Here is a 12884-nt window from a genome sequence, read left to right as displayed (position 1 = left end):
ATGGGCGGGAAAAAGGCATTTTTTGGCGCGTTCAATGAACCTGCGCGGTCGCGACGGGAATCTCCAGGATGAACGATGCGCCCTGCCCGGGGCCGTCGCTGTGGACATGCAAGCTGCCGCCCATTTCCTGCGCGGCCAGAACGCAGCTGTGCAGACCAAAGCCATGTCCGTTTTTGCGTGTGGTGAAGCCGTGGGAGAAAACGCGCGTCAGATTCTCCGGTGCAATGCCTTCCCCGTTGTCTGTCACCGTGATGCGCAGCACGGGCCCTTCCAGCAAAACAGCATCGAGCGTAATGAACGGGCGCCTGTCTGCAATCGTGCCAAAAGCCTGCTTGGCGTTGCTGATCAGGTTCACCAGCACCTGCAACACGCGTTGCCGATCCAGCAAAAGGGTGGGCAAAGCTGCGTATTTTTTTTCAACATCAACTTTGTGGCGCGTCAGTGCATCCGCATTCATGCGTAGCGCGTCGTCCAGCAACTCATCCACCTTGGCGGATTCGACGACACGCGGGGTGCCTGCGTATGATTGCTGGGTCGCGATGACCTGTTTGATGTGGTCCACACTGCTGCAAAGTGCCTCGAGTTCTTTCGCGATGGATTCATGCTCTGCCTCCAGTGTTCGGGCCAACTCGCGCAGATAGGCGGGTAGCAGCTTGCCTTTGCTGTCTTGCGTCAAAAACTCCCCCAAATCCCCGGTGTGGGCGTCCATCAAACCCACAGAGCGGGCGAGCCCCTTGAGCTTGGACGTCCGCAACTGGCTGCCAATCAATTCGGCCGACACGTTGACGCTGTTGAGAACGTTTCCCACGTTGTGCAACACGTTGGTTGCGATCTCTGCCATGCCCGCCAGGCGCGCCGTGGTGAGCAGCTGGGCTTGAACCTCTTCAATTTTGCGTTCCGCTTCCTTCAATTCGGATATGTTTTTCGAAGTCCCGAAGGTTCCGATCAGTGTGCCGTTCCTGTCTCTCCAGGGGCCTTTGGTGGTGAGGTACCAGACGACACGCCCATCAGGATGAACGGTTTTTTCGCTCTTTTCGAGGATGGGCTTCCCCGTCCGGATAATCTCTTCTTCGTCGTGGCTAAATTCACTCGCCCTGTCCTGGCCGTAAATGTCTGCATCGGTTTTACCAATCACATACTTTTCAAACTCCTCCACACTGGCCAAATGCGGTGGAAGTGTCTCCTCACCCGTGTCCGGATGTGCTGCGCGATAGCGGCTGATCGATAGCCGCAGGAGGTTGTGAACCTCCGAGCGGCTGACTTTTACCAAACGTGATTTCAGATCCTTGAAGAAGATGGAATCCGGTGAGCTCTCCATGAGCGTGGTCAGCAGGTCATGGTGATACGCCAAGGCTGCTTCAGTCTGCTTCAGGGCGGTAATGTCCTTGGAAATACCGAAGGTACCAATGATGGCTCCGGCGTTGTTGCGCAGCGGCATCTTCGTACTCAGTTTCCAGGATTCACCGCGTCCGTCTTTCCAGGTTTCCTTTTCCACTTTGCCAATGATCGGCTGACCTGTGCGCAGGATTTCCTGTTCATCTTCGTAGGCGGGGCGCGCATGCTCTTCGGAAAAAAAATCGTGATCCGTCTTGCCCACCAGCTCCTCCGGTGACGATGCCCCAAACTGCAGCGCCTGCGCCTTGCTGCATTTGAGAAAGCGGGACTGCGCATCCTTGAAATAAATGTGATCGGGAACGTTGTCCAGAAGCGAACGCAACAAATCCTGCTCGTTGATCTGGGAGGCAGCCGCCGGGTTCTCCTTCTGCGTAGCATCCGCCTCAGGGTGCCCACCGGGATGAGGACCAGCGAGTTGTTGCAAATGCCACTTCTCTGCCAGGGCGTACGCCAATTGGATGACTTCTACAGGATCAAGCGGCGTCTTGAGCACCAGCCACCTGCTATTCGTGGCTCCCATGGCTGCGCGCAGCGCGTCAGAAGAAAGATCCAGCCGATCCGCGCACAGCACTATCTGGACTCCCGGATCGAGCGCCCATATTTGAGGGGGTATTTCAAGCTCTTTCCCTCCCCCCGTTTGAGAAGCACCTATGAATGCCAGGGCATAGGGCCGCGCTGCCAGAAGTGACTGTTGCACCAGGGCCAGTCCCTGGTGCCCGTCGCTGACACAATCCAGCTCGAATTTCCCCTGTGCATTTTCATCTTCAACAAGTATTTTGTGAAAGGCATCGTGAATGCCGGGACTGGTGTTCACGACAAGAATACGGTCCTTGTTCTGGGTAGAACTTGTTTTCATAGTGGGGCGCCTCGCATGAACCGGCTTTAGATATGGGACAACGGCACTTCAGCTTGAGCTTGTGCCTGTTATAGATAGGGGCAACGTTACGCGGAATGCGGTGTCTTGACCAGCAGCACTTTCCCCGTCCATGCGTCCGTGGCGCTTTTATCGGATCGTGGGCAGTGATAGCCCTCCAGCCCTGCCTTTACTGACTGCCCCCTTGGGGAAGAAGGGCTGGCTGTCTCCGAACTGGTGGTCAATGGGGATGGCACTCCAACCCCAACTTACAATCACAGCCACAACAGGAGCCCCATCCCATGAGCATCAAGAGCGATAAATGGATACGCCGCATGTCCGAGCAGCACGGCATGATCGAGCCTTTTGAACCCGGCCAGATCCGCCAGCGGGACGGCCAGAAAATCATCAGCTACGGCACCAGCAGCTACGGCTACGACATCCGCTGCGCGCCTGAGTTCAAGGTTTTCACCAATATCCACAGCACGGTAGTGGATCCGAAAAACTTCGACGAAAAAAGTTTTGTCGACTTCCACGGTGACAGCTGCATCATCCCGCCCAACAGCTTTGCGCTGGCCCGCACCATGGAGTACTTCCGCATCCCGCGCAATGTGCTGACCATCTGCCTGGGAAAAAGCACCTATGCGCGCTGCGGCATCATTGTCAACGTCACGCCGTTCGAGCCCGAATGGGAGGGCTATGTGACACTGGAGTTCTCTAACACCACGCCACTTCCCGCCAAGATTTACGCGGGTGAGGGCTGTGCGCAGGTGCTGTTCTTCGAGAGCGACAAGGACGACGTTTGCGAGGTCAGCTACAAAGACCGCGGCGGCAAGTACCAGGGGCAGGTGGGCGTAACCTTGCCGAAGGCGTAACGGACACCTACGCGCCTGATTTTGACGGACGCCTGCAAAGGGCGACCGTTTTCGTTTCTGCCTTCAGTGTCGTCAGGGTTTGGCGATTTGGGGGCGGCTGGCAAAGCCGCTCATGTACTTGACGGCGTCGCCAATGGTGTCGCGCCACACCGGCCATTCATGGTCGCCGTCGACGACGCGGTACTCCACCAGCTTGGGCTGGTACTCAAACAATTTCTGGAACAGGCCGGCCGAATGGTAGGCAATGGAAAAGGTGTCGTGGTCGCCGCTGTTGATGTACAGGGGCACCACGATTTTTTTGCTTTTGTAGGCTTCCCAGCTGGCGGTGTAGTTCAAGCGATCCCATGAAGCCTGGTCAAATTTTCCACCCGCCTGAAACGGCGCCACCTGCATGGCCGAAGAGTGGCCCGGGGGTGTCGGCGAATAAATTGCGGGGCTCAACGCCGCGGCGGAAACAAACAGCTCGGGGTACTTGAAAACGGCGTTCACCGTGCCGAAACCACCGGCGGACAGCCCGGCAATCATGCGGCCTTCACGCGCGGTGATGGTCCTGAAGTTGGTGTCGATGTGCGGGATGAGCTCCTTGATGAGCGCGGTCTCGGCCTTGTCCTTGTTACCGTCCACCCACCAGGTGGAGCCGCCGCCGGGCATCACGATGATGGCCGGCTGGACGCGGCCTTCCCGGACCAGCGTGTCCATGGTCGCCTGGATCTGGCCCTTGACCAGCCAGTCATTGTGGTCGCCGCCGTTGCCGTGCAGCAAAAACAGCACCGGATAGCGCAGCCGACCGCTCTCGTAGCCGTCCGGCAGGTAAACGGTGTAACGGTAATCCGTGTTCAAGGCCTTTGAGTTGAAGGACCTGACGGTGACCTCGCTGGCAAACGACAGCGGTGCGCTAGCCGCAACAAGTGCCAGTAAAACCCAGCCCAGCAGTTTGCGGATCGACCTGAACCCCATGCCTGTCCCCATCTTGATCTCCTTGTTGTGTGATGGTGAGTATCCGGCAAATCGCGGACGCATGAACCCGCGCTCCCGTGGCGGTGCCGGCGGATGCCAACAGGGATGCGGCCGCAGTGAAGCCTGCTACTTGACCAGCAGCACCGGAATGTCGCACTCGGCGACCACGCGCTGAGCCACGCTGCCAATCAGTGCGCGGCTGAGTAGTCCCTGGCCGTGCGTGCCCATCACGATCAGGTGCGCTTTTTCGCGCTTGGCGGCACGCAGTATTTCAGCGGTGGGCGAGCCGACCACGGCGAGGGTTTTAAACGCCATCTTGTGGCGCTGCAGGAAACGCTCGATCGGCGCCAGCACCTTTTGCGATTCTTCGGCGTGGTAGGCGGTGACGTTGGCCGAACCCAGCATGGTCTTGACGCGGCCCGGCACAGGAGCCTGCACGTTGATCACCACCACCTCGCCTTCGGCACCGGCGAGTTCATCGTGGTTGACCAGAAAGGCCAGGGCTTTTTTGGTGTACTTGCTGCCGTCGGCGGCGAACAGAATCTTCATGGTGTTTCTCCGGTGTGATCGGATCAGCGTAACACCAGCGTCGTCATACCGCTATAGGTGAGTGCCTGTCTTCATCTGGCAGTCCGGGCAAACGGCTTGGCTCCAGGTGCTGACCAGGCGCCGTTCAGGCCAGGGCCGTCCGCGCCGCGGCCAGGTCCCAGCCCGCCCAGCCGCAGCTTTTAAACAGCACCGGCCCGGCGGGTTTTTTGATGTCCTGGCGGATCACATCGCCCAGGCTTGCGAAGCGGCCCACGTCCAGTCCGGCCTGCAGCAGGTCCCCGGCTTCGTGGATGGCATCAGCCGTGTCGACAAACACCGAACCCTTCGCCGCGAAGTATTGGCATAACGCGGCGCTCAGTTCCATCATGACAGGGGTGAAAGCCCCAACGGCGCTGATGAAGCCGTCAGGCCGGGGCAGCGCGCTAAGGACTACGGCGGCAGCCGGCGTGCAGGTAACGGCCAGCGGGCACTCGGCCAGCGCAGCATCGGCGTCGTGTACCACGCGGGCGTTCAGGCCCCGAGCCTCTGCATGCTGCACCAGGGCCTGGGCGCTGGCGTAGCTGCGCGAAGCGATGCGAAATTCGTGCACGCCCAGGCCTTCGGCATAAGCCTCCAGGTGCGCAAGTCCCTGGACACCAGCGCCGACGATGAGCATGGGGCCGTGCGTGTTGGGTGCCAGCCGCTGCGCGGCCAGCAGCGAGACGGCTGCCGTGCGCCGGGCGGTGACGGTGGGCCCGTCGAGCATCAGCCGGCGACTGCCGGTGGCCACGTCAAACACCACAACGTCGCCCTGGATAGTGGGTCGGCCGGTGCCGGCATTGCCGGGTGTAAAGGTGATCAGTTTGGTGATCGCGGTACGGGCATCCAGCGCCGGCATCACAAACAGGCTGCCGCCCCCAGGCAGGGGCTGCACCACGCGCGGCGGCACCTGGACGGAACTGTCCTTGAGCAGGTGCGTCAGCTCGCTGACCAGCAGTGGGTAAGGCAGGCGGGCGGCGGTTTGGGCGGGGCTGAGCAGGGTGGGCGTCATGGGGCGATGGTAAAGCGAGGAAGGAAGTGCAAGGGCGAGACGAGAGGGTGTCGGCGCCCGGCGTTACGTCGCGTAAAAAAATGAAAGGTTTTTATCCTACATATTCCCGGGAAAAGTGCTGGATGGAAACCGCAAACGCCTCCCTAGGATGAAAGCAGGTTCACTGGGAGGCCTGCCATGTTTTCTGATCACTTGCAAAAATTCGACAAAATGCCTTACAAGACGCTGCTCTGGGTAGCGGCCGGTCTGGTGTTTGCTTGCCAGCTCGCAGCCTTCGCGTTTGTGGCGGACGGGCAAGTCACCAAAGCCAGGATCCGCGACTATCAGCGCCAGGCTGAAGTGCAGGCGATTGCGCAGTGCATCGAAAACACCGCCGGTCCCGCCCGCCAGGGTTGTATCCAGCAGGCCCGCATCACGGCCGCCTCGGCCTTGCCGCCCGTCACCGCCAGCGCGCAGAAGGGCCAGGCTCTGGCTGATTCATCGGGGGAATCCAGCGGTGTGATGGCCAGCAACGCAGCAGGCGCCACTGTCAGCAGCATGCTGCCAATGCAGCCTGCGCAGGGTTTTATGCCGGCGTCCTTCGCCATCCGCTGATTCAGCAATCGTCGGAAGGTTTTCCGGCCGGTGCGGTTAGCATGTGGCCACGATGGATTTGTCACGCCTGTTGCGTCTTTACCAGCCGCGAAACCCCCTGTTCTGGCTGATGCTCGTGCTCAACGGGCTGTCTCCTTTACTGGCCTGGGTGGTGCATAACCGTCCCTTGAATGCCTGGGCCACGGTGCTGGTCACCTGTTTTGCGCTGGGTAACGCCGTGATTGGCACGTTCCTGCTGTGGCGCCTGCTGCGAGATGAGCCTGCCGTGCCCACGCAAAATGCCGGCGCGCAAGACGCTAACCCTAACGCTAACTGACGGCCCCAGCGCCTTTGACGATGTCGTGCGGTGTGGCCAGCGCCGCCGCTATGGCCAGCCGCAACCCGCGCACGATCTCACCGAGCGGCAAGCTGGGTGCGCCCTGTTCGGGCACATAGGGCACATGGATAAAGCCGCCGCGCGTGCGCCTGAAACCGCGCTTTGTGGTCAGGGCATGCATGAGCGCATAAAACACGTGGTTGCAGACAAAGGTGCCCGCGGTCTGCGATACCTCGGCAGCCACGCCCGCCTCCTGCAGCGCCTGCAGCATGGCCTTGATGGGCAGGCTGCTGAAATAGGCCGCCGGCCCGCCCGCCACTACCGGCGTGTCGACGGGCAGGCCGCCGACATTGTCGGGAATACGGGCATCGTTGACGTTGATGGCAATGCGCTCCAGCGAAATCGCGCTGCGCCCGCCCGCCTGGCCGACGCAGATCACCAGTACCGGCTTATGCAGCGCGAGTAGCCGGATGAGTTCTACGATGGAGGCCTGAAACACGGTGGGCAATTGCGCCGCCACCAGGAGGTGGCCGCCTATGCGCTTGCCACCCAGCGCCTGTACCGCCAGCCAGCTGGGGTTGAGGGGTAAGCCGCTGTGTCCGGTGTCGCCGAAGGGGTCGAAGCCGGTGAGCAGGACACGGGGGAGCGAAGAAGCGGAAAGGGCTGTGCGCATGTCGCCATTGTGAAGGACGGCAGTGTTTTGGCTACTCCAGCCATCCGGACATTTCCGCGCTGGTTGCCACCCCTCTGGAAAAGGTACCAGCCTTCCAGGCGGGGTGAAACGGGAGACCGGGCCCCACTCGACTGCCCGGCGGTTGAGCTTACTTTTTGATCACCGCGCCGGTTTCGCTGTCGAACTTCACAACACGCACCTGGCCGTTCTGGCCGGGAAAGTTGTCAAACACCGCGCGAACCAGATAAGGAACGACCAGCGGAAGGTAGCCGCTGCCGCCTTCGTACACGGCGCGTGACTCAAACACCGTGCGCGGAGGCTTGCCCGGTGGCGTGCCCTGGGTGTCAAGCAACCGCACACGCAGGCTGTTGGTGTAAATCGTCATGTTGAGCTGCCGGTCGCCCACATAGCGCGGCCCGAAAGGGTCCGGGACCCAGCCGCCTGCATAAAGGCGGCCCGCGGCGTCGCGGTAGGGCGGCAGGAAGACAAAGTTGTCCTGGTAAACCGGCTGCAGAAAGGTTTTCTCCTCGCTGCGGCTGCTGGCCGCCACGTCGACGTGCAGGCGCCCGGTCTGTCCTTCAGGTGCGCGTTTGAGGCCGCGCTTTTCCAGTTCGGCCTGCACGTAGCCCTCATAGGTGGCTTGTTCCAGCTGCCGCGTCGAGTCCACCGGCGTGATGTAGCTGAAGGTAGCGCCCGCCGTATCGGCCGGCCACTGGTTGAAGCTGGTCACGCGGGTGGTGATGGGGCTGGCGCAGGCCGTCAGCAGCGCGGCCAGCAGCAACGCAAGCGCCAGGCGCAGCGGGAAAAACACGGAAATGGCGCCGCCCTGGGTGCCGGGGCCCGCGGCCGTTGGGTGGGTAAAAGTAGTCATGACGAATGGATACACCAGGGTTCAATTTTGTTCCACGGCGGGGGCCGCTCAAGTAAAGTCGGCGCATGCGCTGACAGCGGACCGGGCTTTGGGGCAGGTGCCGCAGCGGGCCGGAAAGGCCAGTATGCACGGATGACAGACAGGGAGACACCATGAAGTGGGAAGGCAATCGCGAATCCGACAACGTTGAAGACCGGCGCGACGCCGGTGGCGGGGGAGGCGGCTTCGGCTTTGGGGGCCGCAGCGTCGGCATCGGCACCATCGTGGTGGCGCTGGTAGGCGGCTGGATCTTCGGCATCAACCCGATGACCATCCTGAGCCTGCTCAGCGGCGGCGGACCCCCGGCACAAGTGCAGCAGGGCCCGGCCCCCAAGCCGCCGGCCGATGACCGCATGGCGAAATTCGTTTCTACCGTGCTGGCGGACACCGAAGATGTCTGGACCGACGTGTTTGCCAAGGGCGGCGGCACTTACCAGAAACCGCGGCTGGTGCTCTTTCGTGGTGCCACACAAACGGCCTGCGGCCAGGGCCAGGCCGCCATGGGGCCCTTTTACTGTCCGGGCGACCAGAAGGTCTACATCGACCTCGGCTTTTACGAAACCCTCCGTAGCCGGTTGGGAGCACCCGGCGACTTTGCCCAGGCCTATGTCATCGCGCATGAGGTGGGCCACCATGTGCAGAACCTGCTCGGCATCAGCGGCAAGATGGACCAGATGCGCGGGCGGGTCAGCAAGGCCGAATACAACGCCCTGAGCGTTCGTCTGGAGTTGCAGGCCGACTGTTTTGCCGGTGTGTGGGCGCATAACGCGCAGAACGCGCGCCAGATCCTGGAGCAGGGCGACGTGGAGGAGGCCATGAACGCGGCCGCCAAAATCGGCGACGACGCCCTGCAGCGCGCTGGCGGAGGCGCGGTGGTGCCCGAAAGCTTCACCCACGGCACCAGTGCCCAGCGCCAGCGGTGGTTTGACACCGGCCTGAAAACGGGCAGCGTGAAGGCATGCGACACCTTCAGCGCCCGCAGTATTTAGCCCACAGTCAGGAATTTTTGGTTAAATCAGGCTCCAGCCCTTTACTGACGTGTGCAGGCAGCTATAAAATAGATAGCAATAAAGGGGCGTTGCCCCGGTGGACGCCCTGGTCCAAATGGCCCTGAACGCGCAGTGGGCCGGCAAAACCGGCGTTGGGGCCTAAAGTGCGACAATAGAAGGCTGAGGAAGCGCTGCAACAGCCCCATCATGGTCGCTGACCGTGCCACGCCGGGCGCCCTGCCGCGCTACCTTTTTTGCCAATGGTGCAGCGGTGCCGTTGGCTGCCAGCGCGCCGGTCCGCGATTTCCGGTTCGTGCATCCTTCGCAAGACAACCCGCAGAATACCGCCGAGCCTTTTTATGACATCCTCTTTTTCCAATCTTTCGCTGGCAGAACCGCTGGCCCGCGCCGTGGCCGAAATGGGCTACGAAACCATGACCCCCATCCAGGAACAGGCCATCCCGGTCGTCCTGCAGGGTAAAGACGTCATGGGCGCCGCGCAAACCGGCACCGGCAAAACCGCTGCCTTCGCCTTGCCGCTGCTGCAGCGCATGATGAAGCACGAGAACGCCTCGACGTCGCCAGCCCGCCACCCGGTGCGTGCGCTGGTGTTGCTGCCCACGCGTGAACTCGCCGTGCAGGTCGCCGAGCAGGTCAAGCTGTATGCCAAATACACCAACCTGAACAGCGCCGTTGTTTTCGGCGGCATGGACATGAAGCCGCAGACGGCCGAACTCAAAAAAGGCGTGGAAGTGCTGGTAGCCACGCCGGGTCGCCTGCTTGACCACATCGAAGCCAAGAACGCCGTACTCAACCAGGTCGAATACGTGGTGCTCGACGAAGCCGACCGCATGCTGGACATCGGCTTTCTGCCCGATCTGCAGCGCATCCTGAGCTACCTGCCCAAGCAGCGCATCACCTTGCTGTTCTCGGCCACCTTCTCACCCGAAATCAAAAAACTGGCCTCCAGCTACCTGCAGGACCCGGTCACGATTGAAGTGGCGCGCTCCAACGCCACGGCGTCTACCGTTGAGCAGCATTTCTACAGTGTGGGCGCTGACGACAAACGCCGTGCCCTGCACCAGATCCTGAAACAGCGCGGCATGAAGCAGGCTTTTGTGTTCGTCAACAGCAAGCTTGGTTGCGCGCGGCTGGCACGTTCCCTGGAACGCGAAGGCCTCAAGACCACGGCGCTGCATGGCGACAAGAGCCAGGACGAGCGCCTGAAAGCGCTGGAAGCCTTCAAGAAGGGCGAAGTCGACCTGCTGGTGTGTACCGACGTGGCGGCGCGCGGCCTGGACATCAAGGATGTGCCCGCGGTGTTCAACTTCGATGTGCCCTTCAATGCCGAAGATTACGTGCACCGCATCGGCCGTACCGGCCGGGCTGGCGCATCGGGCCTGGCAGTGAGTTTTGTTGCCAGCAGCGACCAGCGCCTGGTGGCTGATATTGAGAAGCTGATCAAGACCAAGATCGAGCTGGAGCCCATCGAGTTCGAGGAAGACCAGCCCCGCATCAGCGAGCAGGGCCGTATCAATGACGGCCGCCGAATGTACCGTGAAGGTGAAGAGGGTGGCCATGCGCGTGAAGCGCGCCAGCCGCGGGAGCGGCGCGAGTACACGCCGCATCGCCAGCCGGCGGCGCCGCGTGACCCGTTTTTCGACCAGCCCTACGAACCAACCGCTGCGCCCGATGCCACGCCCGCCTGGGAAGCCGCCGCCAAGGCCGCCCCGGCACGCAGCAGTGTGTCGGCCAATATCAAGCCGAAGAAAAAAGTCGCAGCCCTTTTCAAAACCGCCGGCTAAACCCGCACAGCTTACGCATCGGCCGTCGGCCAGCGCCTACGGCGGATTGCGAGGCCGTCCGGTGTAGCCCTTGTGGCGCGTCTTCTACGCTGTCCTTATGATGGCGAACTCCGATCCGCACCTGAAGCCGCCAGATTTGGGGTTTCCCGCGCGCTCCCACAAAGGCCTGAAAATCTTTCGCTCCTTGTGGCGCGCCGTCGATCATTGGATAGACGCCGACGGCATGCGCATGAGCGCAGCCATGTCTTTCTACGGCATCCTGAGCTTGGCGCCGCTACTGGTATTGCTGGTTGCCGTGCTGGGCTGGTGGCTGGACCGCGCCTACATCGAAACCAGCCTGGTTGACCAGATCCGCAGCGTCATCGGCGCGCAGGGCGCCCAGGTGGTGCAGCAGGCGCTCTCCAGCGCCCAGGAGCCTTCGGAAGGCATTGTGGCTTCGCTGTTTGCTTTTGCCTTGCTGCTGTTTGGAGCCACCGGTGTCTTTGCCGAGTTGCAGGACGCGTTTGAGAGGCTGTGGCGCCAGGGCAGCGGCGAGGAGCCGCAGCAAAAGTGGTGGCACAGCGCCTCCCTGCGCTTGCGCGGAGTGGCTTACATCCTGGCTTTCGGTTTTCTCTTGCTGGTCTCGCTGGTGATCTCGACTTTTCTCAGCCTTCTTTCAGGCTGGGCGGGCAGCTATTTGCCGATTGAGAAGATCGCCTGGGTTCTCAATGAGGTCGTGTCTTTCGGATTTTGCGTTGTTCTGTTTGTAGCGCTCATGAGAATGAGCGTAGGCCCCAAGCCCGCTTTACGCTATCTGGTGATGGGTTCCGCCGCGGGGGCCATCCTGTTTGCGGTCGGCAAGCACCTGATGGCTTTTTACCTCTCCACCGCAGCGGTTGTGTCGGCCTATGGCGCGGCAGGCTCGCTGGTGGTGATCCTGATGTGGATCTACTTTTCATCGGCCGTGCTGTTGCTCGCGGCAAGCGTCGCCAGGGCGTGGGCGGACGAGGCAAGCGCCCGGGGGCAGTCTCGCCTGCCGGAAGGCGCTGCTTCAACGATTGAGCCTGCGGCTTAAGCTGATTTACGGGGCTTCTCGGCTTTGTCTGCTTTGCCTGGCTTTTGTGCCTGCTCGCATTGCACGCTGACCAGTTCAAACTCGCCAGGCACCGCCCCCAATCTGGCCGCCGTGAGGCAGCCGCCCCACACGCAGCCGGTGTCGAGTGGCAAGGTGTTGTTGCGCAGGGCGGGTGTGCTGTTCTTGCCGCTGGCCAACGTAGACCAATGGCCAAACGCAACCGGCGTACCTGCTGTGGCCCGGCCGGGAACATCAAACCAGGGCAGGTGGCCTTCAGGCGCGCTGCCGGGGCCATCGGTACTGCTGAAGTCCATCACGCCTTCGGGGGTGCAAAAACGCAGGCGCGTGAGTGCATTCACGATGACGCGAAGCCGGTCGACGCCCTTGAGGCTGTCGCTCCAGTGATCAGGCGTGTTGCCGTACATGGCCTGCAGAAAGTCCTTGAGATGGCTGCCGCGCAGCACCTGCTCCACCTCTGAGCCCAGCGTCACGGTTTGCGCCGCAGTCCATTGCGGCAGCACACCCGCATGCACCATCAGCCAGCCGTGGCGATGGATGGCCATGGCGCGCTGGCGCAGCCAGTCAAGCAGGGCCTGGCTGTCCCTGGCCTCGAGGATGCCCTGCACCGTGTCGCTGCGGCCCGGCTTGCGCACGCCTTGCCACACGGCCAGCAGGTGCAGGTCGTGGTTACCAAGCAGGCATTGCGCAGCGTCGCCCAATGCCGAGAGGCTGCGCAGCACCTGAAGGGAGCCGGGGCCGCGGTTGACCAGGTCGCCAAGGATGTAGAGGGTGTCGCGGCTCGGGGAGAAGTCGATCTTGTCCAGCAAGCGCTGAAAAGGTGCGTGGCAACCCTGCAGGTCGCCGATACAGTAAAGTGACATGTG

13 protein-coding genes are annotated in these 12884 nt (G+C 61.8%); 6 read left to right on the top strand and 7 right to left on the bottom strand.

What is annotated here, in order from left to right; genetic code table 11:
• Window positions 1-31: 31 nt before the first annotated feature.
• Window positions 32-2251, bottom strand: a complete 2220-nt coding sequence (locus tag AC1DYR_RS04520) for a PAS domain-containing protein (protein WP_477704014.1) — start codon at window positions 2249-2251, stop codon at window positions 32-34.
• A gap of 299 nt (window positions 2252-2550) precedes the next feature.
• Here AC1DYR_RS04520 and dcd point away from each other — a divergent pair, with 299 nt between their 5' ends.
• Window positions 2551-3123, top strand: coding sequence for a dCTP deaminase (gene dcd, locus AC1DYR_RS04515; protein ID WP_457279872.1), 573 nt, complete (start codon window positions 2551-2553; stop codon window positions 3121-3123).
• A 72-nt stretch (window positions 3124-3195) separates the two neighbouring features.
• On the opposite strand, the gene AC1DYR_RS04510 is transcribed toward dcd, so the two are convergent.
• The 3 genes from AC1DYR_RS04510 to AC1DYR_RS04500 form a co-directional block, all read right to left on the bottom strand.
• The gene (locus AC1DYR_RS04510; RefSeq protein ID WP_477704013.1) at window positions 3196-4092 is read right to left on the bottom strand and encodes an alpha/beta hydrolase; all 897 of its coding nucleotides are present in this window, start codon (window positions 4090-4092) and stop codon (window positions 3196-3198) included.
• A gap of 114 nt (window positions 4093-4206) precedes the next feature.
• Entirely contained in the window at window positions 4207-4629 is a 423-nt protein-coding gene (locus tag AC1DYR_RS04505; RefSeq protein ID WP_477704012.1) for a universal stress protein, read from the bottom strand.
• Between the two features lie 124 nt (window positions 4630-4753).
• Window positions 4754-5659, bottom strand: coding sequence for a delta(1)-pyrroline-2-carboxylate reductase family protein (locus tag AC1DYR_RS04500; protein ID WP_477704011.1), 906 nt, complete (start codon window positions 5657-5659; stop codon window positions 4754-4756).
• Between the two features lie 177 nt (window positions 5660-5836).
• Here AC1DYR_RS04500 and AC1DYR_RS04495 point away from each other — a divergent pair, with 177 nt between their 5' ends.
• Together AC1DYR_RS04495 and AC1DYR_RS04490 are read left to right on the top strand one after the other, a co-directional pair.
• Window positions 5837-6253: a hypothetical protein gene (locus AC1DYR_RS04495; RefSeq protein ID WP_477704010.1), complete on the top strand. Its 417-nt coding sequence runs from the start codon at window positions 5837-5839 to the stop codon at window positions 6251-6253.
• Between the two features lie 52 nt (window positions 6254-6305).
• On the top strand, window positions 6306-6569 hold the full coding sequence (locus AC1DYR_RS04490; RefSeq protein ID WP_477704133.1) for a hypothetical protein: 264 nt from the start codon (window positions 6306-6308) through the stop codon (window positions 6567-6569).
• Here AC1DYR_RS04490 and pcp read toward each other — a convergent pair.
• A complete protein-coding gene (gene pcp / locus AC1DYR_RS04485; protein WP_477704009.1) occupies window positions 6562-7242 on the bottom strand; it encodes a pyroglutamyl-peptidase I in 681 nt (226 codons plus the stop codon). The genes AC1DYR_RS04490 and pcp overlap by 8 nt on opposite strands.
• Window positions 7243-7390: 148 nt before the next feature.
• Complete coding sequence (locus tag AC1DYR_RS04480) at window positions 7391-8113, bottom strand: DUF4136 domain-containing protein (RefSeq protein ID WP_477704008.1); 723 nt, start codon at window positions 8111-8113, stop codon at window positions 7391-7393.
• A gap of 152 nt (window positions 8114-8265) precedes the next feature.
• Here AC1DYR_RS04480 and ypfJ point away from each other — a divergent pair, with 152 nt between their 5' ends.
• The 3 genes from ypfJ to AC1DYR_RS04465 all read left to right on the top strand — a co-directional run bounded on the left by ypfJ (window position 8266) and on the right by AC1DYR_RS04465 (window position 12000).
• Complete coding sequence (gene ypfJ / locus AC1DYR_RS04475; protein WP_477704007.1) at window positions 8266-9141, top strand: KPN_02809 family neutral zinc metallopeptidase; 876 nt, start codon at window positions 8266-8268, stop codon at window positions 9139-9141.
• Between the two features lie 359 nt (window positions 9142-9500).
• Window positions 9501-10946, top strand: a complete 1446-nt coding sequence (locus AC1DYR_RS04470) for a DEAD/DEAH box helicase (RefSeq protein WP_477647871.1) — start codon at window positions 9501-9503, stop codon at window positions 10944-10946.
• A gap of 97 nt (window positions 10947-11043) precedes the next feature.
• Window positions 11044-12000, top strand: coding sequence for a YihY/virulence factor BrkB family protein (locus AC1DYR_RS04465; protein ID WP_477704006.1), 957 nt, complete (start codon window positions 11044-11046; stop codon window positions 11998-12000).
• Here AC1DYR_RS04465 and AC1DYR_RS04460 read toward each other — a convergent pair.
• A complete protein-coding gene (locus tag AC1DYR_RS04460; RefSeq protein ID WP_477704005.1) occupies window positions 11997-12881 on the bottom strand; it encodes a symmetrical bis(5'-nucleosyl)-tetraphosphatase in 885 nt (294 codons plus the stop codon). The genes AC1DYR_RS04465 and AC1DYR_RS04460 overlap by 4 nt on opposite strands.
• Window positions 12882-12884: the final 3 nt, after the last annotated feature.

The sequence above is a fragment of the Polaromonas sp. P1_F9 genome, assembly GCF_056405615.1.
This window is presented reverse-complemented; position numbering and strand designations above follow the sequence as displayed.

What these genes read in the sequence shown, in the direction of transcription:
- AC1DYR_RS04520 (WP_477704014.1), bottom strand. Translation starts at nt 2,251, where the DNA reads ATGAAAACAAGTTCTACCCAGAACAAGGACCGTATTCTTGTCGTGAAC.
- dcd (WP_457279872.1), top strand. Translation starts at nt 2,551, where the DNA reads ATGAGCATCAAGAGCGATAAATGGATACGCCGCATGTCCGAGCAGCAC.
- AC1DYR_RS04510 (WP_477704013.1), bottom strand. Translation starts at nt 4,092, where the DNA reads ATGGGGACAGGCATGGGGTTCAGGTCGATCCGCAAACTGCTGGGCTGG.
- AC1DYR_RS04505 (WP_477704012.1), bottom strand. Translation starts at nt 4,629, where the DNA reads ATGAAGATTCTGTTCGCCGCCGACGGCAGCAAGTACACCAAAAAAGCC.
- AC1DYR_RS04500 (WP_477704011.1), bottom strand. Translation starts at nt 5,659, where the DNA reads ATGACGCCCACCCTGCTCAGCCCCGCCCAAACCGCCGCCCGCCTGCCT.
- AC1DYR_RS04495 (WP_477704010.1), top strand. Translation starts at nt 5,837, where the DNA reads ATGTTTTCTGATCACTTGCAAAAATTCGACAAAATGCCTTACAAGACG.
- AC1DYR_RS04490 (WP_477704133.1), top strand. Translation starts at nt 6,306, where the DNA reads ATGGATTTGTCACGCCTGTTGCGTCTTTACCAGCCGCGAAACCCCCTG.
- pcp (WP_477704009.1), bottom strand. Translation starts at nt 7,242, where the DNA reads ATGCGCACAGCCCTTTCCGCTTCTTCGCTCCCCCGTGTCCTGCTCACC.
- AC1DYR_RS04480 (WP_477704008.1), bottom strand. Translation starts at nt 8,113, where the DNA reads ATGACTACTTTTACCCACCCAACGGCCGCGGGCCCCGGCACCCAGGGC.
- ypfJ (WP_477704007.1), top strand. Translation starts at nt 8,266, where the DNA reads ATGAAGTGGGAAGGCAATCGCGAATCCGACAACGTTGAAGACCGGCGC.
- AC1DYR_RS04470 (WP_477647871.1), top strand. Translation starts at nt 9,501, where the DNA reads ATGACATCCTCTTTTTCCAATCTTTCGCTGGCAGAACCGCTGGCCCGC.
- AC1DYR_RS04465 (WP_477704006.1), top strand. Translation starts at nt 11,044, where the DNA reads ATGATGGCGAACTCCGATCCGCACCTGAAGCCGCCAGATTTGGGGTTT.
- AC1DYR_RS04460 (WP_477704005.1), bottom strand. Translation starts at nt 12,881, where the DNA reads ATGTCACTTTACTGTATCGGCGACCTGCAGGGTTGCCACGCACCTTTT.